The sequence below is a fragment of the Amycolatopsis sp. NPDC000009 genome, from assembly GCF_055563465.1.
Genome location: NZ_JBVHDI010000014.1, coordinates 46,339 through 72,536 on the forward strand (window position 1 = coordinate 46,339; position 26,198 = coordinate 72,536).

Below are 26,198 nucleotides of genomic sequence, written 5' to 3' on the forward strand. Positions count from 1 at the left end.
TACGGGTTCTTGTCGGGGGGCTTGTAAGTGTGTTGGGTCCCCGGTTGGGGGGGTTGCTTTTGGCTTAGTGAAATACCATAATTTTCGGTAGGCTCCCCTCCACGACCCGTCTGTGTGGGGCACGACCGGAGTGGCCGGAGGCGGACCGCGGGGGCAGAATCGCCGCCATGGCACTGCCCTTCGGACCTCCGGTCGCCCCGATGCTCGCGAGGCCGCTGACCGCGATCCCCGAGGGTTGCTTCTACGAGCCCAAATGGGACGGCTACCGCACGATCGTGTTCCGCGACGGGGACCACGTGGAGATCGGCAGCCGGGGCGAGAAGCCCATGACCCGGTATTTCCCCGATCTCGTCGAGGCCGCGCGCCGTCGGCTACCCGAGCGTTGCGTGGTCGACGGCGAGGCGGTCGTCTTCGCCGAAGACGGTCAGGGGTTGGACTTTTTCGCGCTGCAGCAACGGGTCCACCCGGCGGCGAGCCGCGTGAAGCAGCTCAGTGAGGACACACCGGTGTCGTTCGTCGCGTTCGATCTCCTCGCCCTCGGCGACATCGACCTCCGTGAAGAACCGTTCGAAATCCGCCGCGCCCGGCTGGAGGAGGCGCTCGCCGACGCGGGCCCGCCGGTCCACGTGACCCCGGCGACGCGGGACATCGACCAGGCGCGCCGGTGGTTCGCCGAATTCGAAGGCGCCGGTATCGACGGCATCATCGCCAAAGATCCGAATCAGCCGTATCTGCCCGGAAAACGGGTGCAGGCCAAGATCAAGCACGTGCGGACCGCGGATTGCGTCGTCGCCGGCTACCGGGTGCACAAATCGGGACCGGACCGGATCGGTTCGCTGCTTCTGGGGTTGTACGACGACATCGGCGCCTGGGCGGGTTTCGAACAGTGGGTGACCCTCGTCGACGGCCTGGCCCCGGTCGGGGTCTCGGCCGCGTTCAGCATGGTGCGGCGCGAGGAGTTGTTCGAGGAACTCCAGCCGCTCGTCACGGATTTCGACCGGCACCCCTGGGGTTGGATGGCCGACACCATCGAGGAACGCAAACGGCTCGGCCAGGGCGCGAGCCGGTGGAACCGGGAGAAGGATCCGACTTTCGTGCCGTTGCGGCCCGAACGGGTGGTGGAGGTCCGGTACGACTATCTCGAAGGCGTGCGGTTCCGGCACCCCGTCCAGTTCGTCCGCTGGCGCCCGGACCGCGACCCGGAATCCTGCCGCTACTCACAGTTGGAAAGGCCGGTCCGGGTCGATCTCGATCGGGTGATCGGGGCGAATCGTCCGATGCGGCACGAATAGAGAAGTCCCGAATCCCCGTTCGCGGCATAGTTGCCTGGCGACTAGAAACTGGATTGGGGATAATAGTGAGTGGCACCAAACGAACGAACTCGTCCTCGGTCGACGAGATCCGCGTATCGGGCGCACGTGTCCACAACCTGAAGGACGTCACCCTGTCCGTGCCGACCGGGAAGATCACGGTCTTCACCGGTGTCTCCGGCTCCGGCAAGTCGTCCGTGGTGTTCGACACCATCGGTGTGGAGGCCCAGCGCCAGCTGTACAGCACGTTCCCCTGGTTCATCCGCAATCAGCTGCCGCGCTACGAGCGGCCCGCGGTGGACGCGGTGGAGCGTCTCGGCACGCCGGTGCTCGTCGACCAGAAACCCCTCGGTGGCAGCGCGCGCTCGACGGTCGGCACCATCACCGACATCCTGCCCGTGCTGCGCACCCTGTTCGCCCGGCACGCCGACCCCGAACACGGGCGGCCTTCGCAGTACTCCTTCAACAACCCGCAGGGAATGTGCCCCGACTGCGACGGGCTCGGCAAATCCGTGCGGCTCGACCTCGACCGGATGCTCGACACCTCGAAGTCCCTCAACGACGGCGCGGTGCTGTTCCCCGAGTACAAGGTCGGTGGCCCGGACTTCCAGATCTGGGCGAACTCCGGGATGTACGACCCGGACAAGCCGCTCAAGCGGTTCACCAAGAAGGAGATGGAGGACTTCCTGCACGGCACCGGCGGGAAGGTCACGGTCAAGACCAAGAACACCTCCTTCGCCACGAACTACGAAGGTCTCGAAGACCGGTTCACCCGGCTCTACCTCAAGCGCGACATCAGCACGCTGAGCGAGCGCAAGCGGGAGACCGTCAAGCAGTTCGTCACCGACGGCGAATGCGCCTCCTGCGGCGGCACCCGGCTCAACGCGGCCGCGCTGGCCACCAAGATCCAGCGCAAGAACATCGCCGAATGGGCCGCCCTGCAGGTGGACGAGCTGATCGAACTGCTCGGGAAGCTCACCGGCGCGACGGTGAAGGCCATCGCGGACAACGCGCGGGTCGGCCTGGAGCGGATGGCCGCCATCGGTCTCGGCTACCTGACCCTCGACCGGCAGACCTCCACCCTCTCCGGTGGTGAGGCGCAGCGCCTGAAGCTGGTCCGGCACCTCGGCAGCGACCTGACCGGCATGCTCTACATCTTCGACGAGCCGAGCACCGGCCTGCACCCGCACGACGTCGGCAGGCTCACGGCGCTGCTGAAGGCGTTGAGCGACCGCGGGAACACCGTCCTCGTCGTCGAGCACGACCCGGACGTCATCGCGATCGCCGACCACGTCGTGGACCTCGGTCCCGGCGCGGGCGTGCACGGTGGCGAGGTCGTCTTCGAGGGTACGGTCGCCGCGCTGCGCAAGTCGTCGACGGCCACCGGCAAGGCGCTGAGCGCGCCCACGAAGCTCAACACGACGCCGCGCACGCCGTCGGGCAAGCTCCCGGTGAAGAAGGCCGCTCTGCACAACCTGAAGAACGTGTCGGTGGAGTTCCCGGCCGGGGTGCTCACCGTGGTCACCGGTGTCGCCGGTTCCGGCAAGTCGACGCTCGTCGAGCAGGTCTTCCTCGCCGAGTACCCGGACGCGATCTTCGTGGACCAGAAGCCGATTTCGGCCTCGCTGCGGTCCACGCCGGCGACGTTCATCGGGGTGATGGACGGCATCCGGAAGCTGTTCGCCAAGGCGGGCAAGGTTTCCGAAGGCCTGTTCAGCTTCAACTCCAAGGGCGCCTGCGAGGAGTGCGAGGGCCGCGGGGTCATCATCACCGAGCTCGCGTACATGGACCCGGTGACGAGCGAATGCGAGAGCTGCGGCGGCCGCCGGTTCACCGACGCGGTGCTCGAACACGAGCTGCGCGGAAAGTCGATCGCCGACGTGCTGGAGATGCCGATCTCGGAAGCGGCCGAGTTCTTCACCGAGCCCGCGCTGGCGCCGAAGCTGAAGGCGCTGGTCGAGGTCGGCCTCGGCTATCTGAGCCTCGGTCAGTCGCTCAGCACGCTCTCCGGTGGTGAGCGCCAGCGGCTCAAGCTGGCGAACGAACTGCATCGCGAGGGTTCGGTGTTCGTGCTCGACGAGCCGACCACCGGCCTGCACCTGTCCGATGTGGACACGTTGATGGGGATTCTCGGTACGCTGGTCGAAAAGAACAACACGGTCATCGTGATCGAGCACAACCTCGACGTGATCCGCCAGGCCGACTGGATCATCGACCTCGGCCCGGAGGGCGGCACCGCCGGTGGCGAGATCGTCTTCACCGGCAAGCCCGCGGATCTGGTGAAGCACCGCACCTCGCTGACCGGACAGCACCTCAAGCGGCACTGCGGCTGATCGGAGGCGGCACTCGGAGATGGCGGCCAAGTACCTTCAGCTGCAGGTGCGTTCGCCCGAGGGTGAACGCGCCGTCCGAGTGTCCAATCCGGACAAGATCTATTTCCCGGACCTCGGCGCGACGAAGCTCGAACTGATCGAGTACTTCATCGCGGTCGGGGCCGGGCTGCTGGCCGCGACGCTGCACCGCCCGACCACCCTCGAACGGTGGCCGGGCGGTGTGCAGCCCGAATCCAAACTCACCGAATGGAACGGCGCGCGCGGCTCGGCGTTCTTCCAGAAGCGGCTCCCCAAGGGCGCACCGGACTGGGTCCGGACGGTCCGCGTCCCGGTGAGCGACGACATCGTCCTCGACGAGGTCTGCCCGACCGAGCTGGCGGTGCTGGTGTGGGGAGCGAGCCTCGGCACGCTGACGTTCCACACGTGGCCGGTCCGTGAAGGCGATCTCGGCCGCCCGGACCGGCTCCAGATCGACCTGGACCCCGGTCCTGGACGCACGTTCGCCGACATCGTCCTGGTGGCCCAGGAGCTGCGTGCGCTGCTGGCGGAGTACGGGATGACCGCCGGGCCCAAGACCTCCGGCAAGGGCGGCCTGCACGTCCTGGTGCCCATCGCGCCGAAGTGGTCGTTCGCCGACGTCCGCCGGGCCGCGATCGCGCTGGGCCGGGAACTCGTCCGGCGCCGGCCCGAACTGGTCACCATGGAGTGGTTCAAGAAGAACCGCGGTTCGCGGGTGTACTTCGACTACAACCAGGTCGCCGCGACGGTCGGCTCGGCGTACTCGGTGCGCCCCACCGCACGCGGCCTCGTGTCCGCCCCGCTGACCTGGGACGAGCTGGCCGATGCCGAACCCGCCGACTTCGACATCCGCACCATGCCCGTCCGCTTCGCCGCCGTGGGGGATCGGCACGCGTGGCTGGACGACGCCGGCCACGACCTGACACCGCTGCTGGAGCAGGCCGAGCGCGACGAGCGCGACGGCCTTCCCGACCTGCGCTGAGCGGCTTTCCTCGGCAGGTCAGGAGACGCCGCCTTCGCGTGCGCGGACGACCATGGATCTGGAGACAGTCACCCCGCAGCAGCAGCAGGCGAACGATCACTTCCATCAGGAGGCACGATGCAGGACGTCATCAGGACAATCGACACCTGTCGGGTGTGTGGCGCCGATGACTGGCTCGAGGTCTATTCGTTCGGTTCGCACCCCCTGGCGAACGGTTTCCTCGAGCCGGCGGACCCGCTCCCCGAAGAACCCGCCTTCCCGTTGGACGTCGTGGTGTGCCGGGACTGCCGGCTGATGTCGATCCGGCACGAGGTCCGGCCGGACGTGATGTTCAGCGACTACGTCTACGTGACCTCGGAGTCCGCGCTGATCGCCGGGCACATGGAGCGGATCGTCGACTGGGCGCACGAGCGCGCCGGCCTCACCGAGGGCGACCTGGTCGTCGAGCTGGGCAGCAACATCGGCACCCAGCTGACCTACTTCCAGCGCCGCGGGCTGCGGGTGTTCGGCGTGGACCCGGCGCGCAACCTGATCGAGATCGCCAACGAGAACGGCGTTCCGTCGCGTGCCGCGTTCTTCGGCCGCGAATCGGCGGCGCGGGTCGCGGCCGAGCACGGCAAGGCGAAGTTCGTGCTGGGCAGGCAGTGCTTCGCGCACATCCCGGACGTGCACGACGTCCTCGACGGGGTGACGTCGGTGATCGCCGACGACGGCGTCCTCGCCATCGAGGTGCCCTACCTGGTGGATCTGCTGGCGGAGAACCAGTTCGACACGATCTTCCACGAGCACTTCTCGTACTACTCGGTGTCCACTTTGGACAGGCTGTTCTCCTCGCACGGTCTCCGGCTCGTCGACGTCCAGCGGGCGCCGGTGCACGGCGGGTCGATCATCGTCTTCGCCACGCCCCAGGACAGCCCGGTGGCCACGCGGGACACCGTCGGGGCGATCCTCGGGCACGAGCGCGCGCTCGGGCTGCACAGCGACCGGCCGTACCTGGAGTTCGCGGCGAACACCGCGTCGGTGATCGACCACATCCGCGACTTCGTGCGCGGCCTGGTCGCCATGGGCAAGCGGGTCGCGGGCTACGGCGCGCCGTCGAAGGGCTGCGCGCTGCTGCAGTTCTGCGGGCTCACCGCGGCGGAGATCGAGTTCGTCACCGACACCACCAAGGGCAAGCAGGGCAAGCTCACCCCAGGGACGCACATCCCGGTGTGCTCGCCGGAGGAGGCCAAGGACACGCCTCCGGACTACTACCTGCTGCTGGCGTGGAACTACGCCGACGAGATCATCGCGAACGAGCACGAGTTCCTGGACGCGGGCGGCCGGTTCGTGGTCCCGATCCCGTCGCCTCGCGTGGTTTCGAGCCGGTGGCGGGACGCCGCCGCGGCCTGAGCCGGACCCGCCGATGCCCCGTCGCTTCCGCGACGGGGCATCGTCCTTTCCGTAACTCGCGTGCTTGGAGCCGTAACTCGCGAGTTACGCCTTCAAGCACGCGAGTTACGGCTCCAAGCACGCGAGTTACGCCTACGGTCAGGGGCGCGGTACGGGAAGCCGGCTCGAGCGCCGCTGCCGGGGCACCTCCACCAGCGTCCCTTCCCGCCGCGCGAACCACGCCGCGAGCGGAGCGGCCATCGCGGTCGAGACGAGCGCCATCAGCACCAGCATCGTGAACAGCGTGGGGGACAGGACACCGAGCTGGAGGCCGACGTTCAGCACCACGAGTTCGGTGAGGCCCCGGCAGTTCATCAGGGTGCCGATCTGCAGCGACCGGTTCCAGGTCTCGCCGACGCTGCGGGCCGCGATCGCGGCACCGCCGAGTTTGCCGACCACGGCCACGAACACGATCGCGGCGCACCACAGCCACAGCCCACCGTCGGCCAGCAGGCCGATGTCGGTCCGCAAACCGCTGTAGGCGAAGAAGAGCGGCAGCAGGACGGCGGCGGTCAGCCCGCCGGTGTTCTGGCGCAGCCACGATTCGGCCACGTTGTCGCGCGGGAAGACGAGGCCGAACATGAAGGCACCGAACATGGCGTGCACGCCGATCCATTCGGTCGACATCGCGCACAGCAGCACGCCGACGAGCGCGAGCGGGGCCAGCTTGCGCAAGGTGCTCTCGGAGGTGCGCCGCGCGAGCCGTTCCAGCAGCGGCCTGGCCACCAGGAGCAGGAACGCGATGAACACCGCCGCCAGCACCAGCGTCACCACGACACCGGTCAGCGAAGACGCCGTCACCAGGGCGACGACGACCGCGAGCAGCGTCCACGCCGTGACGTCGTCCACCACCGCGCAGGTCAGCGCGACGACCCCCACCTCGGTGCGGAACAGCCCGACGTCCTGGAGGATCCGGACCAGCACCGGCAACGCGGTCACGCTCAGCGAGACACCGAAGAACAGCGCGAACGCGAGGAAACCGATGCCCTCCGGCGCGAACCGCGTGTAGGCGACGATCGCGAGCGCGACGCCGAGCAGGAAGGGCACCGCGATGCTGACGTGGCTGACCACCACCGCGAGATGGCCTTTGCCGCGCAGCAGCCGGGTGTTGAGTTCGAGGCCGGTGAGGAACACGAACAGCACGACCCCCACCTGCGCGAGGGCGTTCAGCTCCGGGAGCACCGAAGCGGGGAACAACGCGGCCGCGCCTTCCGGCCAGGCGGCGCCGAGCGCGGACGGGCCGAGCAGGATGCCCGCCGCGATCTCCCCGATGACCGGCGGCTGGCCAATCCGCTGCAGGAGCGCCCCGGCGAGTTTGCAGGCCGCCACCACGACCGCGATCGCGAGCAGGAGGTGCGCGAGAGGGTGCCCGGTGACAGTCTCCACCGCGGTCGCGGAAGTGCCCTCGTCCTCCCCGCCGACGAGCAGCCCGACCGCCAGCAGCACCGGCGCGACGACCAGCAGGGCGTAGACGGCGATCGCACGGCCGTACCGTGATCGCGCGGTCGTGCGCTCGGACGTTGGCTCGGACATACCCATCACTCCCTCATCGTGTGCCATCGGGGCGACCGGTCAGGCGGCTCGGCCGAGCGGCTCCCGCGCCAGGTCCGCCAGTATCCGCACGGTGTCCGCTGTGGACGGTTGGGCGGCGATCTCGGCGGCCACGTCCGCCGCGGCGCGCGCGTATCCGGGCCGGGCGAGGACCTCGGCGGTGCGGGCGGCGACGGACGCGGGAGTCACCTCGTCCGGCAAGAGCCGCAGCCCGGCACCCGCCCGCACCACCGCTTCGGTGTTGTCGAACTGGTCGTCGAAGACGGGAAGCATCACCTGTGGCCGTCCGGTGGCGAGCGCGGTGAGCGTGGTGCCTTGTCCGCCGTGGTGGATCACCGCGTCGCAGGCGCCGAGCGACTGGGACAGCGGCAGCCAGCCGAAGTGCCGCACGGCGTCCGGCAGGGCGGGCCAGCGGGCCGCCACGGTTTCGGAGACGGCGACCACGAGTTCGACGTCCAGTCCGGCCAGCGCGAGCAGGACCGGATGCCACGCCGTCACGACGTCCTCGCCGATGCGGGGGACGACGGTGCCGAGTGTCAGGCAGACCCGGGGCCTGGTGCGGCGTTCGAGTGCCCAGCCGGGGACGAGCGCGTCACCGTTGTACGACTCGTGGCGCACGCTGAGATGGCCGTCGGCGTAGGGCAGCCGCAGCCCGGGCGGCCACGGGTTGAGCGAGGCGCGCGGGGCGGGCAGTCCGGTCAGTCCCCGAGCGGCGAGGGTGGGCCGGAGTTCGTCGGCCGCGGCGATCCGGTACTGCGGTAGCGCCGCGCGGCCCCAGTGCAACTCGAGCTGAGGGATGCCGAGGGTGTGCGCCGCGATCGGGCCGGCGAATTCGGCGCGTTCGCTGACCACGAGGTCGGGCCGCCAGTCGCGGAACAGCCGCTCGGTACGGGGGAGCCGCTGGCGGGCGATCCGGCCGAACGCCCGCCCGTTGGCGTACTCCTCGTCCTGTACCCCGCCGTGGGTCACCAGGTCGACGAAGTCCGCCGACTGACCGCACGAGGCGACCGGCAGCCCGGACCGGACGGCCCCGGCGGTGAAGCCGTCCGTGGTGACCATGAGGACGTCGTGTCCCGCCGCCCGGCACGCCCAGGCGAGGGGCACCAGTGGATAGAAGTGTCCCGGCAGGCCGATCGCGGTGAAGGCAATGCGCACATCGATCAAGGTCGCATTCGCGGTCCGGCACCCGCGTCTTGTGGGTTGCGACCCGGACCGGTGCGGGTGGTCGTGAGCGGTAAGTGACGTTGGGCCCAACCGCGTCTTGCGCATCTACTGCTGGTGCACGGATGGCGCTCTCGCGTGACTGGATGGACGACACGCGTGATCGGATGGACGACACGTGGTGAACCCCGGTCGTGTCGTCCGTCCAGTCACGCGTGTCGTCCGCCGGATCACGCGTGTCGTCCGATCGGTCACGAGGCCCGGCCCCATCGGTACCGAAGTTTCTTGCTCACCTCAGTCCGTGAAGGTCCCTGCAAGGAGACCTTCACGGACGGGCCGGGATCGACACCTTGTCAGGCCGCCTCAGCCGTTCGCGGCGATGTCCGCGAGGACCGCGGCGATGGTGCGGACCGGGACGCCGGTGCCGCCCTTGCCGGTGTAACCCCACGGAGCGGAGGTGTTGAACGACGGGCCCGCGATGTCGATGTGCGCCCAGGGCAGGCCCTCGGTGACGAACTCGCGCAGGAAGATGCCCGCGGCGAGCATGCCGCCCCAGCGGTGCCCGGTGACGTTGGCCAGGTCGGCGAGGCGCGAGTCGAGGTCGGCACGCAGCTCCTCCGGCAGCGGCATGGCCCAGCCGCCCTCACCGGTGGCCTGCGCGATCGAGGCGACGCGGTCGCGGAACTCGTCCGAGCCCATGACGCCCGCGGTGCGGTTGCCCAGCGCGACGACCTGCGCGCCGGTCAGGGTCGAGGTCTCGATCAGGTAGTCGGGGTTCTCCTCGCCCGCGCGCACGATGGCGTCCGCCAGCACGAGGCGGCCTTCGGCGTCGGTGTTGAGCACCTCGACGGTCTTGCCGCCGTACATGCTGAGCACGTCGCCCGGCCGGTACGAGGTGGCCGAGGGCAGGTTCTCCGCCAGCGGGATGTGCGCGACGACCTCGAGCGGGTACTTCAGCTTCGCGGCCAGCACCACGGAGGCGAGCACGGCCGCCGCGCCCGACATGTCCGAGGTCATGTGGTCCATGTTCGCGGCGGGCTTGATCGAGATGCCGCCCGAGTCGAAGGTGATGCCCTTGCCGACCAGCGCGACCTTCTTCGAGGCCTTCGCGGGCTTGTAGGCGAGGCGCAGCAGGCGCGGCTGACGCGACGAACCGCCGCCGACGCCGAGGATGCCGCCGAAGCCCTTGCGCTTGAGGGCCTTCTCGTCGAGGACCTCGACGTCGAGGCCGTTCGCCTCGGCCAGCGTCTTCGCGCGGTCGGCGAAGGAGGCCGGGAACAGGTCGTTCGGCGGGGTGTTGATCAGGTCGCGGGCGACGATGACCGATTCGGCGATCAGGCCGGCGGCCTTCAGCGTCGCCTTGTGGTCCTTCGCGGTGCCCTCCTCGGGGCTCACGAAGTCGACCTTGGCGACCGGGCCGTCACCCTTCTCGGAGCGGTACTCGGTGAAGTTGTACGAGCCGAGCACGGTGCCCTCGACGGCGGCCTGCAGGTCGATCGCCGACAGCGTGACGAACGCGCGGTCGGTCCCGCTCAGCGCCCGCGCGGCGGCACCGGCGCCCCGGCGGACCTGCTCGGCGGTGACGCCGTCCGCGCCCGCCTTGCCGAGGCCGACGGCCAGCACGACACCGGCGGACAGCTTGCCCAGCGTCGGTACCTTGACGATCTCGTCGGCCTTGCCGGACGCGCCGAGGGTGCCGAGGACGTCGGCGAGCTTGCCGTCGAAGGCGGTGTCGGCGACGGAGGAGCCGGCGGCGAGCGCCAGGCCGTCCTCGCCCTGCAGGGTTCCGATGACGACGACGTCGGCGCGCGTCTTGGCAAGCGCCGCTTCGGCGTTCTCGGTCAGGGCAAGCTTCGGCACGGTCACTTCTGGCTCCTCGCGCGTTCGCGGTGGTACCGGGCGGCCGCCCGGTTGGATCGTGAGCCATGCTAATGACAGCGGGACCTGGGGTAACAGCGGGGCCGACCAGGTAACTGGATGTACTGGACGGGAGACGGCATGCGGCTGGCTGGCGGTCTGCTCATCGCACTGGCGGTGGGCACCTCCGGAGCGGATTACTGGGTACTCGCCGCCGCCGTGGTCGCGGCCGTGCTCGCCGTCGCGGCGGAGGCGCTGCTGCCGCCGGTGGGCGACACCCGGCTCGACCGGATCGCGGGCTCCGTTTCGCGCCTGGGCCTGGTCCTGGTCTTCGCGACGACGTTCGGCCAGTACCTCTTCCCGTCCGCGCCGGGAGCCGCCGCCGCGGTGTTCGCCGTCGTGGTGACCATCGCCGACCTGGCCAGTGTCCGCCTCGGCGACTACGCCGCCCGCTGGGTCACCGGTCTGCTGCTCGTCGCGGCCGCGTCGCTGATCGCCATCTGCGTCGGGATCCCGCCGCTGGCGCAGTTCATCGCGCCGGACCCGCCGTCCGTGCCCGGACTGGGCCTCGCCGTGCTGGTGCTGCTGCCGTTCCTTTCGCCCCGCCGTCCCGGCGCGGGCCGGGCCGCCGCGGTGGGCGTCGTGGCCGTCGCGATCACCGCCGTCGCGCTCTATCAGCTGGGACCGATCCGGCTGGGGCTTTCGGCGACGTCGTTCCGTGAGCTCCTCGCCGCGGCGGACGCGGTCTCGTTGCTGCCGGTGCTGACCGTCGTGGTCGCCGTGGCGACCGTTCCCGTCGCGGTGGACGCCTTCACCGACGGCCGCGAGCGGCTTTCCCCGGAACGTCCGAAGGCGACACTCGCTTGTGGACTGATCGTGGCCGTGGCCGCGGCCTTCGCTGGGCCGGTCGTGGCCCTCGGGCTCGCGGGAGTGGGAACGCTCGCCGAACTGGTTCTGCGGGTCCGCGCCCGTCGGTACCGTTCAAGGCGTGCGTGATCCTCACTGGACCCCGGGCGACACGGTCGTCGAACGCTTCCTGCGACCGGACGGCTCGATCGGTCAGCACCACCCGCTGCGCGTCATCTCCGACGACGGCACCGTGCTGCTCGGCTGGCTGCCCGCGGACACCCCGATCGTCGGCAGCAGGCTCGCCGACGGGCGGCTCTTCCGCGAGGCGCCGCTTCAGGAGCGGTTCCGGGTGCCGAGGGTGCGCGTGGCCGACTTCTGGCGCGACACCTCGACGCTGCGCCGTATCGCCGACGACGAATGGTCGTCGGTCTGGTGGTTCTTCGACTCCGGCGGCCGCTTCCTGAACTGGTACGTCAACCTCGAGGTCCCGTTGGGGCGCACGCCGTCGGGACCGGACCGCATCGACGGCATCCTCGACGTCGCCGTCGAGCCCGGCGGACGCTGGCGGTGGAAGGACGAGGACGAGGCGGAGGAGGCCGTCCTCGCCGGCCGCATCACCGCCGGTCAGCTGGAGCGGCTGCGCGCCGAGGGCGAGCGGATCGGGGCGCTCGCGGACGCCGGCCGGTTCCCCTTCGACGGGACGTGGACCGACTTCCGGCCCGACCCGGGCTGGCCGGCGCCCGGCCTCCCCGAGGGGTTGCTCTAGCTCACCTGGAGGAGCAGGAACAGCACCAGCACGACGTTGATCACCGTGAGGATGACCACCGACTTGGTGGACAGCTCGCGCGGGAACACCTTGCCGTGGATGCTCTTCCACCAGAAGACGCCGAAACCGCCGGCGATCAGGCCGAGGAACGCGCCGAAGCCGCTGTCGAGCAGGGCCCAGCCGTCCATCATCAGCACGCCGGTGCCGAAGGTGAGCAGCACGGCCGTCACGAAGGTCTTGACGTCGGCCCCCGCGCCGGGGGTGGCGGACTTGGCCGGGTGGGCCGGGTGGGCGGGCTGCATCTGGTTGTACGTCACACCGCCATCCTAGGGGCGAGGACCCTCCCGTGTTCGTCGTGACGGACGGATCGAGGGAGGTAAAGATATGCGGACGTCCGACTAACGTGGGTCCGACCAAGCGTTATCGTCTTAGCCATGACGACCTCGACGCAGTTCACCCACCTCCCGCACCCGAGCCCCGCGAGCCCGGAACGCGTCGCGGACGTATTGGCCGCACCCGGCTTCGGCCTGCACTTCACCGACCACATGGTGACCGTGAAATGGAGCGCCGAGCAGGGCTGGCACGACGCCACGGTCGGGCCGTACGCGCCACTCACGCTCGACCCGGCGACCTCCGTGCTGCACTACGGCCAGGCGATCTTCGAAGGCCTGAAAGCCTACCGCCAGCCCGGCGGCACGATCGCGGCGTTCCGCCCCGACGCGAACGCGATCCGGTTCCGCAACTCGGCCGAGCGACTCGCCATGCCGCAGCTGCCGGTGGAGACCTTCCTCGACTCGATCCGCGAGCTCATCGCGGTCGACGCCCGCTGGGTCCCGACGAAGCCGGGCGAGTCGCTGTACCTGCGGCCGTTCATGATCTCCACCGAAGCCGGGCTCGGCGTCAACCGGCCCGCGAACGAGTACCTCTACGCGCTGATCGGCTCGCCCGCCGGCTCGTACTTCTCGGGCGGCGTGAAGCCGGTGAGCGTGTGGCTCTCGACCGAGTACGTGCGCGCCGTCCCCGGTGGTACCGGCGAGGCGAAGTGCGCCGGCAACTACGCGGCGTCCTTCGTCGCGCAGGCGCAGGCCGTGGAGAAGGGCTGCGACCAGGTCGTGTGGCTCGACGCGGTCGAGCGGCGCTGGGTCGAGGAGATGGGCGGGATGAACCTGTTCTTCGTCTTCGGCTCCGGTGACGAGGCCCGCGTCGTGACCCCGGAACTGACCGGCTCGCTGCTGCCGGGCGTGACCCGCAAATCGCTGCTGGAGCTGGCGAAGTCGTTCGGCCACCGGGTCGAGGAGCGGCGTATCTCCACCGACGAGTGGGAGAAGGCGGCGGCTTCGGGCGAACTCACCGAGGTGTTCGCCTGCGGGACCGCGGCGGTCATCACGCCGGTCGGGCACGTGAAGCACGCGGGTGGCGAATTCTCCGTCGCAGGCGGGCAGCCCGGCGAGCTGACGATGAAGCTGCGCGGCGCGCTGACCGGGATCCAGGAGGGCACCCGGCCCGCCCCGGAAGGCTGGATGTACCCGCTGGGCTGACGCCCAAGTCCGTGAAGGCCTCCTTGAGGGTCCATCCATGCCCCCGCCACCACCCTCAACGGAGGCGCTTCGCGCCGCAGCGCTGATTCAAGTCCCTCAAGGAGGCCTTCACGGACTTCCGCATTTAGAGGACTGAATGCGGAAGTCGGCGGGGGCGTCAGGCAGGGGGAGCCTCGATCAGCGGCTCGCTCACCCCGGCCTGCTCGTGCGTGGCCATCTCCGCCAGCACCCGCGTCGCCATGAACACCAGCGGCAGCGCCGCGACCGCGCCGGTCCCCTCGCCGAGGCGCACGTCCAGGTCCAGGATCGGGTCCAGATCGAGGTGCTCCAGCGCCAGCGCGTGCGCGGGTTCGCCGCCACGCTGGCCCGCCGCCCACCACTGGCGCGCGCCGGGGACGAGTTCCTCGGCGACCAGCGCGGCCGCGGAGGCGACCAGTCCGTCGAGGATCACCGGCGTCTTCCGGAGCGACGCCTGCGCGAGGAAACCCGCCATCGCGGCGATGTCGGCGCCCCCGGCGGTGCGCAGCAGGGCGACCGGGTCGGCCAGCACGGTCCGCGCGCGCCGCAGCGCGTCCCGGACCGCCGCGGCCTTGCGCATCCAGGCGTTGTCGTCGATCCCGGAACCGCGGCCGACGACGGCCACCGGCTCGCTGCCGGTCAGCGCCGCGACCAGCACCGAGGCGGGCGTGCTGTTGCCGATCCCGAGGTCGCCCGCGATGAGCAGGTCGGCCCCGCCGTCGACCTCGGCGTCGGCGATCGCCCGGCCCGCGCGGACGGCGGCACGCGCCTCCTCGTCGGTCAGCGCGTCCTCGACGTCGATCGAGCCGGAGCCGCGCCGCACCTTGAACTCGCCGATCGACCGGGTCGCGGGGGCGTCGCTGTCGACGGCCATGTCGACGACCCGGACGCTCGCGCCCGCCGAGGCCGCCAGGACGTTGATGGCCGCGCCGCCGGTCAGCATGCTGCCGACGAGTTGCGCGGTGACCTCACCCGGATAGGCCGAGACACCCTTCGCGGCGATGCCGTGGTCTCCGGCGAACACCACGACCCGTGGCCGCGTGAACGGCCGTGGCGGCGACTGGCCTTGGCAGGCCGCGACCCAGACGCCCAGTTCTTCGAGCCTGCCCAGCGAACCGGCCGGTTTGATCAGTTTCGAGTGCAGGGCGATCGCCGCCGAGCGCGCGTGTTCATCAGGCTGCTCGACTTCGGCGAACTCGAGGATTTCGTCGTCCAACGCCCTGCCCCTTCGGATCGCTTCGGTGGCCGGACCCAACCTACCCACCCGCCTGTGCAAGAGTTGCCTGTGGCTCAGACGAAGGCCGCCGGGGTGGTGCTCGCGAGCGGCGCGGGCACCCGGGTCGGCGCCGCACTCAACAAGGTCTACCTGCCGGTGGCGGGCGAACGGGTCGTCGCGTGGTCGCTCGCCGCCTTCGCCCGCGTGCCCGGCATCGACGTGCTCGTGCTGGTCATCCGGCCGCAGGACACCGAACTCGCGCGGGAGGTGCTCGCCGCGCATCCGGGCGAGGTCGAACTCGTCCACGGCGGCGCGACGCGCCAGGGCTCGGAGCTGAACGCCTTGCGCCACTTGGCTTCCCGCATCGAGAGCGGCGAGATCGACGCGGTACTGCTGCACGACGCGGCCCGTCCGCTCGTCACACCGGAACTGATCGAGGACGTCCTCGCCGCCACCCAGCGCCACGGGGGAGCGGTGCCCGGCGTCGCGGCCGACGACATCGTGCGTGTCGACGGCGACACGGTTTCCGGTGCGCTGCCCGGGGCGATCAGAGTGCAGACACCGCAGGGTTTCCGCGCCGCACCGTTGCTCGAAGCCTACGAAACGGCCGAGCGGGAAGGTTTCGTCGGCACGGACACGTCTTCGTGCATGGAAAGGTTCTCCGCGCTGCCGGTGCGGTGGGTTCCGGGCAGCGCGGAGAACCTCAAGATCACCTACCCGCACGACCTCGTTGTCGCCGAGCAGGTGATCGGCCGAGGTTAGGGATCTCCCTGGTCGGCCTTGGCCGGTATGGCGGGCAGGATGGTGACCGGTCTTCGCGCCTCCATCGGGATCACGCAGTCCGGATGCGGTTGCAGGAGCTGGATCGGCGCGGCGGCTTCGCCGGGCGCCGGGATGGTGAGCACGGCACGCAGGGTCCAGTCGGCCGTGGAGTGGTACTGCCACGAGACGAGCGCCGGGTGGAAGACGTCCGTGTCGGCGACCGTGGTGACGCGGAAGGCGCTCGCCCGTTCCTCCCCGCGGAGGACGAGGACGTCGGCGCAGGTGTCCCATTGGAAGACCGCGGCGCAGACCTCCGGTTCCTCCCGGGGGCCGAAGATGTAGACGACCCACCTGCGTCTTCGAAGCTCTTCGAGCAGTTCGTCGATGCTCAGATGGTTCATCGAGCCCCCCAACGGGTTTCGGGAACTTCTCGGAGAGTAACAGGTGTACTAGAGCACCGTCCAGAATGTGTACTAGTACGCAATAATGGGGTGTGAGCAGGATCCTTGGTGCTCGCCCATTGGTGTGCTAGAACGCTTGTGCGCACCGCGCGACCTTGTGAGGAGTCACCTTGCCCGCCGTCGATCGACCCGAACCGCCGTATCTCCAGATCGCGGGCACCATTCGCGACGACATCGTTTCGGGCAGGCTCAAGGAAGGCGACGCGGTTCCGTCCGCGCGTGAGATAGCCAGGAACTGGAACGTCGCGATGGCGACGGCCATGAAGGTGCTCTCGACGCTCCGCGCCGAAGGTCTGGTCCGCGCGGTACGCGGGGTCGGCACAGTGGTGCAGACCAGGACACTGCACCGGTCCGCGCACGATCGGACGATCTCGATCGCGCGAACCGGCAAGGTCTATCCGCCGGGCCACTACGCGAAAATCCGTGAAGCCGGCCTCCTGCCGGCGCCGGACAGGGTGGCGGGCGCGCTCGGAATCGATGAAGGCGCTCCGGTGATCCGGCGGCGCAGGACCACGTACGCGAGCGAAGGCCGGCCGGTGTCGACGTCGGTCTCGTGGTTCGACGGCGCTGTCGCGTCGAAGGCTCCGTTGCTCTTCGAACCGGTGCGGATCGTCGAAGGAACGGTCAAGTATGTGGCGGACCGGACAGGCCGGGTTCTGACCTCGACTCATTCTCAGCACGCCGCGGGGCTGGCGGGTGCCGAGGACGCGGCGGAACTCGGCGTGGCCGAAGGTTCGGCGATTCTGTTGAGTCGCAACAGGTTCATGTCCGCCGAGGGCGACGTACTCGAGTACGGCGAATCGGCGGCCTTGCCGGACCACTGGATTTTCTACGAATACGACATCGAGGACGGGGCATGAAGCACATTCACGCGGGTAAGGTCCGGGACCTTTACGAAATCGACGGCGACATTCTGCTCGTCGCCTCGGATCGCGTTTCGGTCTACGACGTCTCGCTGCCGACCCCGATCCCGGACAAGGGTGCGCTGCTGAACCAGCTTTCCGCCTGGTGGTTCGAAAAGATGGCCGACGTGGTGCCGAACCACGTCCTCTCCACGACGGACGTCCCCGCCGAATTCGCCGGCCGCGCCATGCGGTGCAAGCCGCTGAAGATGATCCAGGTCGAGTGCATCGCGCGCGGTTATCTCACCGGTCTCGGAATGCGTGAATACCGGCGCGACGGCAAGGTTTCCGGCGTCGAACTGCCCGCCGGTCTCGTCGAGGCGGACAAGCTGCCGGAGCCGATCTTCACGCCCACCACGAAGATCTCCGACACCGGCCACGACGAGTTCATGACCTTCGCCGACGTCGTGAACGAGATCGGCCAGGAGACCGCGGACCGCCTCCGCGAGCTGACGCTCGAGGTCTATACCAGGGGGGCGGAGCACGCGGCGAAGAACGGCATCATCATCGCCGACACCAAGATCGAATTCGGTTTCGACGCCGACGGTGTGCTGACGCTCGGGGACGAGGTGCTCACGTCGGACTCGTCGCGGTTCTGGCCCGCCGACGAGTACGAGCCCGGCCGTACGCAGCACGCGTTCGACAAGCAGTTCGTCCGCGACTGGTCCACGACGACCGGCTGGGACAAGACGCCGCCCGGCCCCGCCATCCCGGACGAGATCGTCGAGGCGACCCGCGAGCGCTACACCGAGGTCTACGAAAGGATCACCGGGAAGACCTGGATTCCCGGTGGTGGTCATGCCTGAACAGCAGGTCTACGACCCGTACCGGTTGATCGACGACGTCGAGGGCCTGCTGATCCAGCGGGGCCACCGGCCGGAGCGGCTCGACGGCCGGACCGGCGACCGGGTCGCCGGCGCGAGCAGGTTGCTGCGGGGCTTGGGCATCGATCCCTTGCGCGCCCCCGGTGACGCCCTCGACCTCGACGGCCAGATCGCTTACCACTCGCGCGTGCACGGCGACTGACGCACGACGACCGTCGCAGTTAGTCGGCTAAATGCGGGAAAAGCGTCCGCATTTAGCCGACTGACTGCGTTCCGGGGGATCAGGGGGAGCGGGTCAGGGTGGGGTCGGTCTCGGTGACGCCGTCGAGGGCCTCGTCGATCGCGGCGAGCAGATCCGCGTCCAGCTTCACGCCTGCCGCCTTCACGTTCTCGTGCACCTGCTCCGGCCGCGAGGCGCCGATGATCGCCGAGGCGACGTTCGGGTTCTGCAGCACCCACGCCACGGACAGCTGGGCCATCGTGAGGCCCGCCTTGTCCGCGATCGGCTGGAGCCGCTGGACGCGCTCGAGGACGTCGTCGTTGAGGAAGCGGGCGACCATGTTGGCGCCGCCCTTCTCATCGGTCGCGCGGGAGCCCTCGGGCAGCGGCTGACCGGGCTTGTACTTGCCGGTGAGCACGCCCTGCGCGATCGGCGACCAGACGATCTGGCTCATGCCCTCGCGTTCGGAGGCCGGGACGACCTGCGCCTCGATGACCCGCCAGAGCGCGTTGTACTGCGGCTGGTTCGAGATGAGGGGCACCTTGAGCTCGCGCGCGATCGCCGCGCCCTGGGTGATCTGCTCGGCGGTCCACTCGGAGACGCCGACGTAGAGCACCTTGCCCTGGCGGACGAGGTCGGCGAAGGCGAGGAACGTCTCTTCGAGCGGGACGGTCCGGTCGAACCGGTGCGCCTGGTAGAGGTCGACGTAGTCGGTGCCGAGCCGCTTCAGCGAAGCGTTCGCCGACTCCATGATGTGCTTGCGGCCGAGGCCCTGGTCGTTCGGGCCCTTGGGGCCGGTCGGCCAGTAGACCTTGGTGAAGATCTCCAGGCTTTCGCGGCGCAGGCCCTTCAGACCGCGGCCGAGTACCGATTCGGCGGCCGTGTTCGCGTAGACATCAGCCGTGTCGAACGTGGTGATGCCCACGTCGAGCGCCGCCTTGATGCAGGCCTGGGCCTGGTCCTCTTCCACCTGGGACCCGTGGGTGAGCCAGTTGCCGTACGAGATCTCACTGACATTGAGGCCGCTGCGGCCCAGTCGTCGAAACTCCATGGGCGCGACTCTACCCCAGGCCGTTAGCCACGCTAACGACCCGGGTTTCGCCTGCTCAGACCTTGTCGCCGGGCTTCACGCGCGGCTTGGGGACCCGCAGCTTGCGGATCTGGCTCGCGCGGATGAACGAGTACCAGCCGACGGAGGTGCCCTTGACCGTCTCGTTCGGGAACTTCAGGCGGACCATCTTCGCGATCCGGCGCCCGCTGAGGAAGCCCTCGACGATCATGCCGAGCAGCATCACGGTGCACAGGAGCGTCGCGTACCGCTGGACCTCGGGATACGGCAGGATCAGCGCGACGAACACCAGGATCGCCAGCGGCATGAACAGGCCGAGCAGGTTGCGCCGCGAGTCGACCAGGTCACGGATGTAGGCCTTGACCGGGCCGCGGTCACGGGGGAGCAGGTACTTGTCCTCGCCCGCCATCATCCGCTCACGGCGTTCCTTGGCGGCGTTGCGCTGCTTGAGCTTGTACTCCGGGTCGGCCTTCGCGGACTTCCGGAGCTCCTTGTTGCGCTTCATCGCCTCCCGCATGGTGGTCGGCGGGGGCGCCACCGGGCCGCGGCGCTTGGCCTCGGCCTCACGCCGCTTGGGCGTGGCCTTGCCCTTTCCGGGCGTGTACGACTTGGCCTGGACCTCGACGGCCTCGTCGCCGGGGGTCTCGGTGTCCGTCGTGGCGGAGTCTGTGGTGCTACGGCGCAGGAACCTCACCCCACCAGGGTAGTCGCGGGCGTCACGGTCCCACGCACCAGGCCGAGCGATATGTCACCATGGTGGGGAACAGATCGGGACTCCGACGTGTTGGACCATGTGCAAGACGAGTACCCGCAGCGAGTTCGACCAGAGGGAGAACCATGACGACCGCTGAGCAGGCAGCCGCAGCTCAGGCCGAAACCGCCGAGGAGACCCACGGCGTCACGTTGACCGACGCCGCCGCCGTCAAGGCGAAGGCCCTGCTCGAGCAGGAGGGCCGCGACGACATGCACCTGCGCATCGCCGTCCAGCCCGGTGGGTGCGCGGGCCTGCGCTACCAGCTGTTCTTCGACGAGCGCACGCTCGACGGTGACCTGTTCCGTGACTTCGACGGCCTCCGCGTCGCCGTCGACCGGATGAGCGCGCCGTACGTGTCGAGCGCCGTGATCGACTTCGTCGACTCGATCGAGAAGCAGGGCTTCACGATCGACAACCCCAACGCGACCGGAAGCTGCGCCTGCGGCGACAGCTTCCACTGATCCGCGTCGAGGCATGAAGAAGGGCCGCGAACCTCACCCAGGTCGCGGCCCTTCTTCATGCCCGGAACGGGATCAGACGTAGGCGTCCAGATCGGCCACCTGGGCGAGGCATCGCTCGTCCACGGTCCAGGGCGGAGCGATCTGCCGGGGCAGGGGCAGGTTCTCGGCCTGGAGGGACGCCGGGATGCCGGCACAGTCGGCGATGAGTTCGCCGATCGATTCCGGTTCGAGGTGATACGTGGAAGTGGTCACGAACGACAAGCTAATGACTCGTGTTCGAGTAGGACACCACTACCAACCGGTAGTGTCGATGGCCGTGCCCGAAGCAACCCGTATGGGGCATGACCTGCGGGTAACTTAGCCGTCCTCGCCTCGGCGGGGCCGACCGACCAAGGAGAACCGGTGGCAGACAACGCCAGGATCGCGGTATCCGGCAGTATCGCAACCGACCACCTCATGCACTTCCCAGGCAGGTTCGCCGAGCAGCTCATCGCCGAGCAGCTGCACCGGGTGTCCCTGAGCTTCCTGGCCGATGACCTCGTCGTCCGGCGGGGCGGGATCGGCGCGAACATCGCGTTCGGGCTCGGTGTGCTGGGCAAACGCCCGATCCTGGTCGGCGCGGTGGGCTCGGACTTCGCCGACTACCGGTCCTGGCTCGAGCGGCACGGCGTCGACACCGCCGGCGTGCTGGTCTCCGAGGTCGCGCACACCGCCCGCTTCGTCTGCACCACCGACGAGGACCTCTGCCAGATCGCCACCTTCTACGCCGGCGCGATGGCGGAATCCCGCAACATCGAACTGGAGCCGATCGCCGCGCACGCCGGTGACCTGTCGCTCGTGCTGATCAGCCCGGACGACCCCGAAGGCATGGTCCGGCACGCCGAGGAGTGCCGCCAGCGCGGCTACACCTTCGCCGTCGACCCCTCGCAGCAGCTGGCCCGGATGGACGGCGCGCAGGTGCGTGCCTTCGTCGAGGGCGCGAAGTACCTGTTCAGCAACGACTACGAATGGGAACTGCTGCTGCAGAAGACCGGCTGGTCCGAGGCCGACGTCCTCGACCGTGTCGGCATGCGGATCACGACGCTCGGGGAGAAGGGCGTCGAGATCGTCGGCAAGGACGGCCTCGCGCTGCAGATCGGCGCCGTCCCGGAACGCGGCAAGGTCGACCCGACCGGCGTCGGCGACGGTTTCCGCGCCGGGTTCATCGCCGGTATCGACGGCGGGCTCGGCCTGGAGCGTTCGGCGCAGCTGGGCTCGCTGATCGCCGTGCTGGTGCTGGAGACCGTGGGCACGCAGGAGTGGTCCTTCGACCGCGCCGACGTCCTGGGCCGCCTCAAGGAGGCCTTCGGGCCGGAGTCCGCCGAGGAGATCGCGGCGATCCTGCCCGCATGAGCCGGACTTCTAACGCGTGAAGGCCCCCTTCCCTCGGCTCAGCCGCGGGAAGGGGGCCTTCACGCGCGGTGGGTCAGGATGGCGGCGAGTTCGGCGGGCCGGGACAGCTGCGGGCAGTGCCCGGCGTCGATCTCGATCGCCGTGACGCCGAGCCGTTCCCGGGCGGCACGCCGCAGCCACTCCGGCCGGAGCGTGCGGTCCCGCGTGGGGACGATCACCGTCGACGGGATCTCCGGCGCGGCCCCGGCGGGATGCGTCGCGAGCACCGCGGGGTCGAACGACCGCAGGCTGTCCAGCGCCGGCCGTTCGGTCTCGGGATCGCAGTCGTGGAAGAGGAATTCCGACGCTTTCGCGGGATCGGCCGTCGGGTCCACGCCGATCCAGTCGGGTCGGAGCACGGCCGGTGCCTCGTCGCGCAGGCTCCGGCCGCCGGCGAAGTCGGGGATGTAGGCGGCGACCCACACCAGCGCCCGCGCGTCGAGCGCTTCGGCGATCGCGGGAAGCAGCACTCCGGACCCGGAATGGGCCACGACGACCGGCCGTCCTCCGCCGTACTGTTCCCGCGCGTGCTGCGCGTAGCCCTCGATCGGCAGATCCGCCGGGGCCAGCAGGTCCACGGCGATCGCGCGATGCCCGGCGGCGGTGAGCAGCTTGGCCACGCGGTCCCAGCCCGCCGGGCCCTGCGTCGTGCCGTGCACGAGGACCTCCACCGCATCCACGGTGAAGGCCGCCCGCACGAGTCGTGACTAGAGCTTCACCGGGTAGACGGGTTCCGGCACCTCGGGCTTGATGCGGTTCTCGACGAAGATGCCGTGCCACAGCATGAACACCAGCAGCGCCCACAGCTGACGGCTGCGGTCGAGCTGCCCGGCCTTGTGCTCTTCGAGCAGCGCCAGGACGGCCTTCTTGTCGAGCAGCGCGTCGGTCTGCGAGTCCGAGATGATGCCCTTGGCCCAGTCGTACATCTCGTTGCGCAGCCACAGCCGGATCGGCACCGGGAAGCCCAGCTTGCGCCGGTTCAGCACGTGTCCCGGGATGATCTTCGCCAGCGCCTGGCGCAGCGCGTACTTCGTGGTGCCGTGCGCGAGCTTCTGGTCGAGCGGGATGGTCGAGGCGACCTTGAACACCTCGGCGTCGAGGAACGGCACGCGCAGTTCCAGCGAGTTCGCCATGGTCACCTTGTCGGCCTTGACCAGGATGTCGCCGCGCAGCCAGGTGTAGAGGTCGACGTGCTGCATCCGCGCGACCGGGTCCCAGTTCTCGGAGATCTTGTACCAGGGCGCGGTGACGTCCTTGAAGCCGATCCCGTCCTCGTACGTGCGCAGCACCTTGCGGAGCTGGTCGTCGCGGAAGTTGCGCGCGTTGCCGTAGTAGCGGTCTTCCAGCGGCAGGGCTCCACGCCGCAGCAGGTCCTTGCCGCGGGTGCCCTCCGGGATCTTCGTGGAGACCTTGCCGATGATCTTCCGCATCCCGCCCGGGATCTTCTCGAACGGCGCCAGGGAGATCGGCTCGTTGTAGATCGTGTAGCCGCAGAAGAGCTCGTCGGCGCCTTCACCGGAAAGCACCGCCTTGACGTGCTTACGGGCTTCGCGCGCGATGAACCACAGCGGCACGAGCGCCGGGTCGGCCACCGGGTCGTCGAGGTACCAGACGATGAGCGGCAGCGCCTCCATCATCTCGTCCGCCGACACCGTGCGGACCACGTGCTTCACGCCGATCGCGGCGGCCGATTCGGCGGCGACGTCGACCTCGGAGTAGCCCTCGCGCTCGAACCCGGTGGTGAACGCGATCAGGTTCGGGTTGTGCTCCTTGGCCAGCGTCGCGGTCGCGGTGGAGTCGATGCCGCCGGAGAGGAACGCGCCGACCGTGACGTCCGGGTCGGAGATCATGTGCTTGCCGACCGAGTCGCGCATCACATCGGCGATGCGTTCGTACAGCTCGTCGGCCTCGGCCTGGTTGTTGACCGGCTTCGCGTTGAACTGCGGGTGGAAGTACCGGGTGAACTCGACGTCACCGCCGGGGACGACCCGGAACGATGTGCCGGACTCGACGCGGCGGACCCCGGTGTGCATCGACTCGGGTTCCGGCACGTACTGCAGCACCAGGTAGTGCTGCAGGGCCGTCTTGTCCAGCTCGTCCTCGACCCCGAGGACGCCGGAGAGCTCCAGCAGGCTCTTCTTCTCGCTGGAGAAGGCGACCTTGCCGGGGCCGGCGGAGTAGAACAGCGGCTTGATGCCGAAGGGGTCGCGCGCGCCGAAGACGACCTTCTCCTGGGAGTCCCAGATCATGAAGGCGAACATCCCGCGCAGCTTCTTCACCGCGTCGTCGCCGAGGTAGTGGTACGCCGCGACGATCGCCTCGCCGTCGCCCTCTGTGGCGAATTTCGCACCGTGCCCGGCGGCCAGCTCGTCGCGCAGCTCTTTGTAGTTGTAGATCTCGCCGTTGAAGTTCAGCGTGTAGCGCTCGGGGGCCTCCGGCGGACCCCAGATCAGCGGCTGGTGGGCGTGGTCGACGTCGATGAAGGCCAGCCGGTTGAAGCCGTAGACGACCTCGGCGTCGGCCCAGGTGTCGTGCTCGTCGGGGCCACGGTGCCGCTGGCAGCGCATGGCCGCGTCGACGGCGTCACGGGCGCTCGCAGCGTCGGCTTCGGTCGAACAGATCAGTCCAAGCAGGCCGCACACGTCTAGTTCACACACCTCTTGTTGGCCGAGCGGGGAGAAGGGCCCAGTATGCCGGTGGGTGTGTACACCCGGATGTGGTGGGGGATACGCGTGTTGGGGTCACCCCTTGGTCAGCGCGGCGCCACAACTCGGCTAGGCTCCGCCTGTCACGAAGATCGGTCGAGGAGGCTCTGGGTGAAAGGGCAAGGCGCAGTGGGAAATCCAGAGCGCACCCCAGTCAAGCGGTCTGGTCGCGTAGTCGCGCTCGCCGTGCTGGTGATGCTGACCGCGACGGGCTGTTCCGGGGAAGAGATCCTCCGCTTCGGCTGGCCTGCCGGGGTGACCCCGCAGGCGCACGACATGCGCACCCTGTGGACGTGGACCGTCATCGCCGCGCTGGTCGTCGGCGCCATCGTCTGGGCGCTGATCTTCTGGACCGCGATCTTCCACCGCAAGAAGAAGACCGCCGACGGCGCGGAAGAGGAACTGCCCCGTCAGTTCCAGTACAACATCCCGCTGGAGATCTTCACGGTCGTCGTCCCGACGATCATGGTCTGCGTGCTGTTCTTCTTCACCGCGACCACCGAGAACCGCGTGCTCGCCGAGACGGAGAACCCGGACGTCACGGTCGACATCGTCGCGTTCCAGTGGAACTGGGAGTTCAAGTACAAGAGCGACTCCAAGAACCACGACGACCCCGAGATCACCACGGTCGGCAGCTCGACCGAGATCCCGCTGCTCGTCCTGCCGACGAACAAGACGATCCAGTACAACCTGCGGTCGGCCGACGTCATCCACTCGTTCTGGGTGCCGGAGTTCCACTTCAAGCGGGACGTCATGCCGGACCCGGAGAAGAACAACCAGGACTTCACCTTCCAGAACTCGATCGACAAGGAAGGTTCGTTCGTCGGCCGCTGCGCCGAACTGTGCGGCACCTACCACTCGGGGATGAACTTCGAGGTCAGGGCGCTTTCGCCGGACAAGTACGCGCAGTACATCCAGCTCCGCGGCACGGTGAACCCGAAGAGCGGCAAGCCGAACACGGCCTCCGAGGCGCTGACGGCGATGAACTGCGGCGAACTGTGCTCGCCCTACGCCGTCACCACCACCCCGTTCAACACCGACCGCACCGCGCGGGTCGCGTCCAACTGACCCGGCTGTTCGAGCCCGAAACAGGAGTGAGGCAACGTCCATGAAGGTCGAAGGACGGATTTTCTTCCTCGTCGCGGTCTTCTCCGTCGTCGTGGCGGGTATCTACGCGTACATGACCGGAACGATGACCCGGGACGGCGTCGAGCCGGTCGGTGTGGTGGCCCTGATCCTCACCGGTGGCCTGGCCTTCCTGGCCGGGAGCTACCTGCAGTTCGTGGCGCGGCGCATCGAGCCGCGGCCGGAGGACCGGGAAGACGCCGAGATCAGCGACGGTGCCGGTGAGCTGGGCTTCTTCAGCCCTGGCAGCTACTGGCCGATCGGTCTCGCGGCGGCCGCCGCGCTGACCGGTGTCGCGCTCGCGTTCTTCCACATCTGGCTGCTGATCATCGCGCTGGGCCTGGTGATCGTCGCCATCGGCGGGCTGGTGTTCGAGTACCACACGGGTCCGAACCACGAGTGACGTTCTGACGCCGAAAGCGGCGCCTCGGTCTTCGGACCGGGCGCCGCTTTT

General features: G+C 69.1%; 26 protein-coding genes. 15 read left to right on the top strand and 11 right to left on the bottom strand.

The annotated features are described in order from the left end of the window. Nucleotides 1-167: 167 nt before the first annotated feature. The 4 genes from ACZ3HL_RS30145 to ACZ3HL_RS30160 all read left to right on the top strand — a co-directional run bounded on the left by ACZ3HL_RS30145 (nt 168) and on the right by ACZ3HL_RS30160 (nt 6,035). Nucleotides 168-1,292, top strand: coding sequence for an ATP-dependent DNA ligase (locus ACZ3HL_RS30145; RefSeq protein ID WP_465534934.1), 1,125 nt, complete (start codon nt 168-170; stop codon nt 1,290-1,292). A gap of 65 nt (nt 1,293-1,357) precedes the next feature. Further along, a complete protein-coding gene (locus ACZ3HL_RS30150) occupies nt 1,358-3,643 on the top strand; it encodes an ATP-binding cassette domain-containing protein (RefSeq protein WP_465534935.1) in 2,286 nt (761 codons plus the stop codon). A 19-nt stretch (nt 3,644-3,662) separates the two neighbouring features. Beyond that, complete coding sequence (locus ACZ3HL_RS30155; protein ID WP_465534936.1) at nt 3,663-4,643, top strand: DNA polymerase domain-containing protein; 981 nt, start codon at nt 3,663-3,665, stop codon at nt 4,641-4,643. A gap of 117 nt (nt 4,644-4,760) precedes the next feature. Then, nucleotides 4,761-6,035 carry a class I SAM-dependent methyltransferase gene (locus tag ACZ3HL_RS30160; protein WP_465534937.1) on the top strand — a complete coding sequence of 425 codons (1,275 nt, stop codon included), beginning with the start codon at nt 4,761-4,763 and terminating at the stop codon, nt 6,033-6,035. 138 nt (nt 6,036-6,173) lie between these two features. On the opposite strand, the gene ACZ3HL_RS30165 is transcribed toward ACZ3HL_RS30160, so the two are convergent. The 3 genes from ACZ3HL_RS30165 to ACZ3HL_RS30175 all read right to left on the bottom strand — a co-directional run bounded on the left by ACZ3HL_RS30165 (nt 6,174) and on the right by ACZ3HL_RS30175 (nt 10,652). Then, nucleotides 6,174-7,607: a cation:proton antiporter gene (locus ACZ3HL_RS30165; RefSeq protein WP_465534938.1), complete on the bottom strand. Its 1,434-nt coding sequence runs from the start codon at nt 7,605-7,607 to the stop codon at nt 6,174-6,176. Between the two features lie 39 nt (nt 7,608-7,646). Further along, nucleotides 7,647-8,780 carry a nucleotide disphospho-sugar-binding domain-containing protein gene (locus ACZ3HL_RS30170; protein ID WP_465534939.1) on the bottom strand — a complete coding sequence of 378 codons (1,134 nt, stop codon included), beginning with the start codon at nt 8,778-8,780 and terminating at the stop codon, nt 7,647-7,649. 369 nt (nt 8,781-9,149) lie between these two features. Beyond that, nucleotides 9,150-10,652, bottom strand: a complete 1,503-nt coding sequence (locus ACZ3HL_RS30175) for a leucyl aminopeptidase (protein WP_465534940.1) — start codon at nt 10,650-10,652, stop codon at nt 9,150-9,152. A 111-nt stretch (nt 10,653-10,763) separates the two neighbouring features. Between ACZ3HL_RS30175 and ACZ3HL_RS30180 the strand changes: the two genes are divergently transcribed. Further along, entirely contained in the window at nt 10,764-11,639 is an 876-nt protein-coding gene (locus ACZ3HL_RS30180; RefSeq protein ID WP_465534941.1) for a hypothetical protein, read from the top strand. Then, nucleotides 11,632-12,258 (top strand): DUF402 domain-containing protein, encoded by a 627-nt coding sequence (locus ACZ3HL_RS30185; protein WP_465418957.1) that lies wholly within the window; start codon nt 11,632-11,634, stop codon nt 12,256-12,258. Before ACZ3HL_RS30180 ends, ACZ3HL_RS30185 begins: the two co-directional genes overlap by 8 nt. On the opposite strand, the gene ACZ3HL_RS30190 is transcribed toward ACZ3HL_RS30185, so the two are convergent. Then, entirely contained in the window at nt 12,255-12,575 is a 321-nt protein-coding gene (locus ACZ3HL_RS30190) for a hypothetical protein (RefSeq protein WP_465418954.1), read from the bottom strand. The two genes, ACZ3HL_RS30185 and ACZ3HL_RS30190, sit on opposite strands and share 4 nt — an antisense overlap. Nucleotides 12,576-12,692: 117 nt before the next feature. Between ACZ3HL_RS30190 and ACZ3HL_RS30195 the strand changes: the two genes are divergently transcribed. Further along, the gene (locus ACZ3HL_RS30195) at nt 12,693-13,796 is read left to right on the top strand and encodes a branched-chain amino acid aminotransferase (protein ID WP_465534942.1); all 1,104 of its coding nucleotides are present in this window, start codon (nt 12,693-12,695) and stop codon (nt 13,794-13,796) included. A gap of 157 nt (nt 13,797-13,953) precedes the next feature. On the opposite strand, the gene cobT is transcribed toward ACZ3HL_RS30195, so the two are convergent. Then, entirely contained in the window at nt 13,954-15,030 is a 1,077-nt protein-coding gene (gene cobT / locus ACZ3HL_RS30200; RefSeq protein ID WP_465534943.1) for a nicotinate-nucleotide--dimethylbenzimidazole phosphoribosyltransferase, read from the bottom strand. 93 nt (nt 15,031-15,123) lie between these two features. On the opposite strand from cobT, the gene ACZ3HL_RS30205 reads away from it, so the two are divergent. Continuing rightward, complete coding sequence (locus ACZ3HL_RS30205) at nt 15,124-15,792, top strand: IspD/TarI family cytidylyltransferase (RefSeq protein ID WP_465535032.1); 669 nt, start codon at nt 15,124-15,126, stop codon at nt 15,790-15,792. Here the strand turns inward: ACZ3HL_RS30205 and ACZ3HL_RS30210 are convergent. Continuing rightward, nucleotides 15,789-16,193 carry a hypothetical protein gene (locus ACZ3HL_RS30210; protein WP_465418948.1) on the bottom strand — a complete coding sequence of 135 codons (405 nt, stop codon included), beginning with the start codon at nt 16,191-16,193 and terminating at the stop codon, nt 15,789-15,791. The two genes, ACZ3HL_RS30205 and ACZ3HL_RS30210, sit on opposite strands and share 4 nt — an antisense overlap. Before the next feature lie 170 nt (nt 16,194-16,363). Between ACZ3HL_RS30210 and ACZ3HL_RS30215 the strand changes: the two genes are divergently transcribed. From ACZ3HL_RS30215 to ACZ3HL_RS30225, 3 genes are read left to right on the top strand one after another with little or no spacing between them, the layout of a single operon-like run. Then, nucleotides 16,364-17,113: a GntR family transcriptional regulator gene (locus ACZ3HL_RS30215; protein ID WP_465418946.1), complete on the top strand. Its 750-nt coding sequence runs from the start codon at nt 16,364-16,366 to the stop codon at nt 17,111-17,113. Then, a complete protein-coding gene (locus ACZ3HL_RS30220) occupies nt 17,110-17,961 on the top strand; it encodes a phosphoribosylaminoimidazolesuccinocarboxamide synthase (RefSeq protein WP_465534944.1) in 852 nt (283 codons plus the stop codon). The genes ACZ3HL_RS30215 and ACZ3HL_RS30220 overlap by 4 nt, the downstream gene beginning before the upstream one ends. After that, nucleotides 17,954-18,181 (top strand): hypothetical protein, encoded by a 228-nt coding sequence (locus ACZ3HL_RS30225; protein ID WP_034321469.1) that lies wholly within the window; start codon nt 17,954-17,956, stop codon nt 18,179-18,181. The genes ACZ3HL_RS30220 and ACZ3HL_RS30225 overlap by 8 nt, the downstream gene beginning before the upstream one ends. A 79-nt stretch (nt 18,182-18,260) precedes the next feature. On the opposite strand, the gene ACZ3HL_RS30230 is transcribed toward ACZ3HL_RS30225, so the two are convergent. Together ACZ3HL_RS30230 and ACZ3HL_RS30235 are read right to left on the bottom strand one after the other, a co-directional pair. After that, complete coding sequence (locus tag ACZ3HL_RS30230) at nt 18,261-19,250, bottom strand: aldo/keto reductase family protein (RefSeq protein WP_465534945.1); 990 nt, start codon at nt 19,248-19,250, stop codon at nt 18,261-18,263. Between the two features lie 55 nt (nt 19,251-19,305). Next, nucleotides 19,306-19,962 carry a DUF3043 domain-containing protein gene (locus tag ACZ3HL_RS30235; protein ID WP_465418939.1) on the bottom strand — a complete coding sequence of 219 codons (657 nt, stop codon included), beginning with the start codon at nt 19,960-19,962 and terminating at the stop codon, nt 19,306-19,308. Between the two features lie 143 nt (nt 19,963-20,105). Between ACZ3HL_RS30235 and ACZ3HL_RS30240 the strand changes: the two genes are divergently transcribed. Beyond that, the gene (locus ACZ3HL_RS30240) at nt 20,106-20,483 is read left to right on the top strand and encodes a HesB/IscA family protein (protein WP_005164197.1); all 378 of its coding nucleotides are present in this window, start codon (nt 20,106-20,108) and stop codon (nt 20,481-20,483) included. Between the two features lie 72 nt (nt 20,484-20,555). On the opposite strand, the gene ACZ3HL_RS30245 is transcribed toward ACZ3HL_RS30240, so the two are convergent. Then, on the bottom strand, nt 20,556-20,744 hold the full coding sequence (locus ACZ3HL_RS30245; RefSeq protein WP_126733786.1) for a hypothetical protein: 189 nt from the start codon (nt 20,742-20,744) through the stop codon (nt 20,556-20,558). A gap of 141 nt (nt 20,745-20,885) precedes the next feature. Here ACZ3HL_RS30245 and ACZ3HL_RS30250 point away from each other — a divergent pair, with 141 nt between their 5' ends. After that, nucleotides 20,886-21,875 (top strand): carbohydrate kinase family protein, encoded by a 990-nt coding sequence (locus ACZ3HL_RS30250; protein WP_465418936.1) that lies wholly within the window; start codon nt 20,886-20,888, stop codon nt 21,873-21,875. Between the two features lie 59 nt (nt 21,876-21,934). Here the strand turns inward: ACZ3HL_RS30250 and ACZ3HL_RS30255 are convergent, their stop codons facing one another. Together ACZ3HL_RS30255 and asnB are read right to left on the bottom strand one after the other, a co-directional pair. Further along, nucleotides 21,935-22,585 carry an alpha/beta fold hydrolase gene (locus ACZ3HL_RS30255; RefSeq protein ID WP_465534946.1) on the bottom strand — a complete coding sequence of 217 codons (651 nt, stop codon included), beginning with the start codon at nt 22,583-22,585 and terminating at the stop codon, nt 21,935-21,937. Nucleotides 22,586-22,621: 36 nt separating this feature from the next. Continuing rightward, nucleotides 22,622-24,556 carry an asparagine synthase (glutamine-hydrolyzing) gene (gene asnB, locus ACZ3HL_RS30260; protein WP_465534947.1) on the bottom strand — a complete coding sequence of 645 codons (1,935 nt, stop codon included), beginning with the start codon at nt 24,554-24,556 and terminating at the stop codon, nt 22,622-22,624. A 192-nt stretch (nt 24,557-24,748) separates the two neighbouring features. On the opposite strand from asnB, the gene ctaC reads away from it, so the two are divergent. Next, nucleotides 24,749-25,687: an aa3-type cytochrome oxidase subunit II gene (gene ctaC / locus ACZ3HL_RS30265; RefSeq protein ID WP_465418930.1), complete on the top strand. Its 939-nt coding sequence runs from the start codon at nt 24,749-24,751 to the stop codon at nt 25,685-25,687. Nucleotides 25,688-25,727: 40 nt separating this feature from the next. Further along, complete coding sequence (locus tag ACZ3HL_RS30270; RefSeq protein WP_125787918.1) at nt 25,728-26,147, top strand: cytochrome c oxidase subunit 4; 420 nt, start codon at nt 25,728-25,730, stop codon at nt 26,145-26,147. The last annotated feature ends 51 nt before the right edge of the window (nt 26,148-26,198 follow it).

Excerpts from the sequence above, each read along its gene's own strand:
- ACZ3HL_RS30145 (WP_465534934.1), top strand. The coding sequence starts at position 168 with ATGGCACTGCCCTTCGGACCTCCGGTCGCCCCGATGCTCGCGAGGCCG.
- ACZ3HL_RS30270 (WP_125787918.1), top strand. The coding sequence starts at position 25,728 with ATGAAGGTCGAAGGACGGATTTTCTTCCTCGTCGCGGTCTTCTCCGTC.
- ACZ3HL_RS30210 (WP_465418948.1), bottom strand. The coding sequence starts at position 16,193 with ATGAACCATCTGAGCATCGACGAACTGCTCGAAGAGCTTCGAAGACGC.
- ACZ3HL_RS30195 (WP_465534942.1), top strand. The coding sequence starts at position 12,693 with ATGACGACCTCGACGCAGTTCACCCACCTCCCGCACCCGAGCCCCGCG.
- ACZ3HL_RS30220 (WP_465534944.1), top strand. The coding sequence starts at position 17,110 with ATGAAGCACATTCACGCGGGTAAGGTCCGGGACCTTTACGAAATCGAC.
- ACZ3HL_RS30180 (WP_465534941.1), top strand. The coding sequence starts at position 10,764 with ATGTACTGGACGGGAGACGGCATGCGGCTGGCTGGCGGTCTGCTCATC.
- ACZ3HL_RS30160 (WP_465534937.1), top strand. The coding sequence starts at position 4,761 with ATGCAGGACGTCATCAGGACAATCGACACCTGTCGGGTGTGTGGCGCC.
- ACZ3HL_RS30230 (WP_465534945.1), bottom strand. The coding sequence starts at position 19,250 with ATGGAGTTTCGACGACTGGGCCGCAGCGGCCTCAATGTCAGTGAGATC.
- ACZ3HL_RS30165 (WP_465534938.1), bottom strand. The coding sequence starts at position 7,607 with ATGTCCGAGCCAACGTCCGAGCGCACGACCGCGCGATCACGGTACGGC.
- ACZ3HL_RS30155 (WP_465534936.1), top strand. The coding sequence starts at position 3,663 with ATGGCGGCCAAGTACCTTCAGCTGCAGGTGCGTTCGCCCGAGGGTGAA.
- ACZ3HL_RS30240 (WP_005164197.1), top strand. The coding sequence starts at position 20,106 with ATGACGACCGCTGAGCAGGCAGCCGCAGCTCAGGCCGAAACCGCCGAG.
- ACZ3HL_RS30225 (WP_034321469.1), top strand. The coding sequence starts at position 17,954 with ATGCCTGAACAGCAGGTCTACGACCCGTACCGGTTGATCGACGACGTC.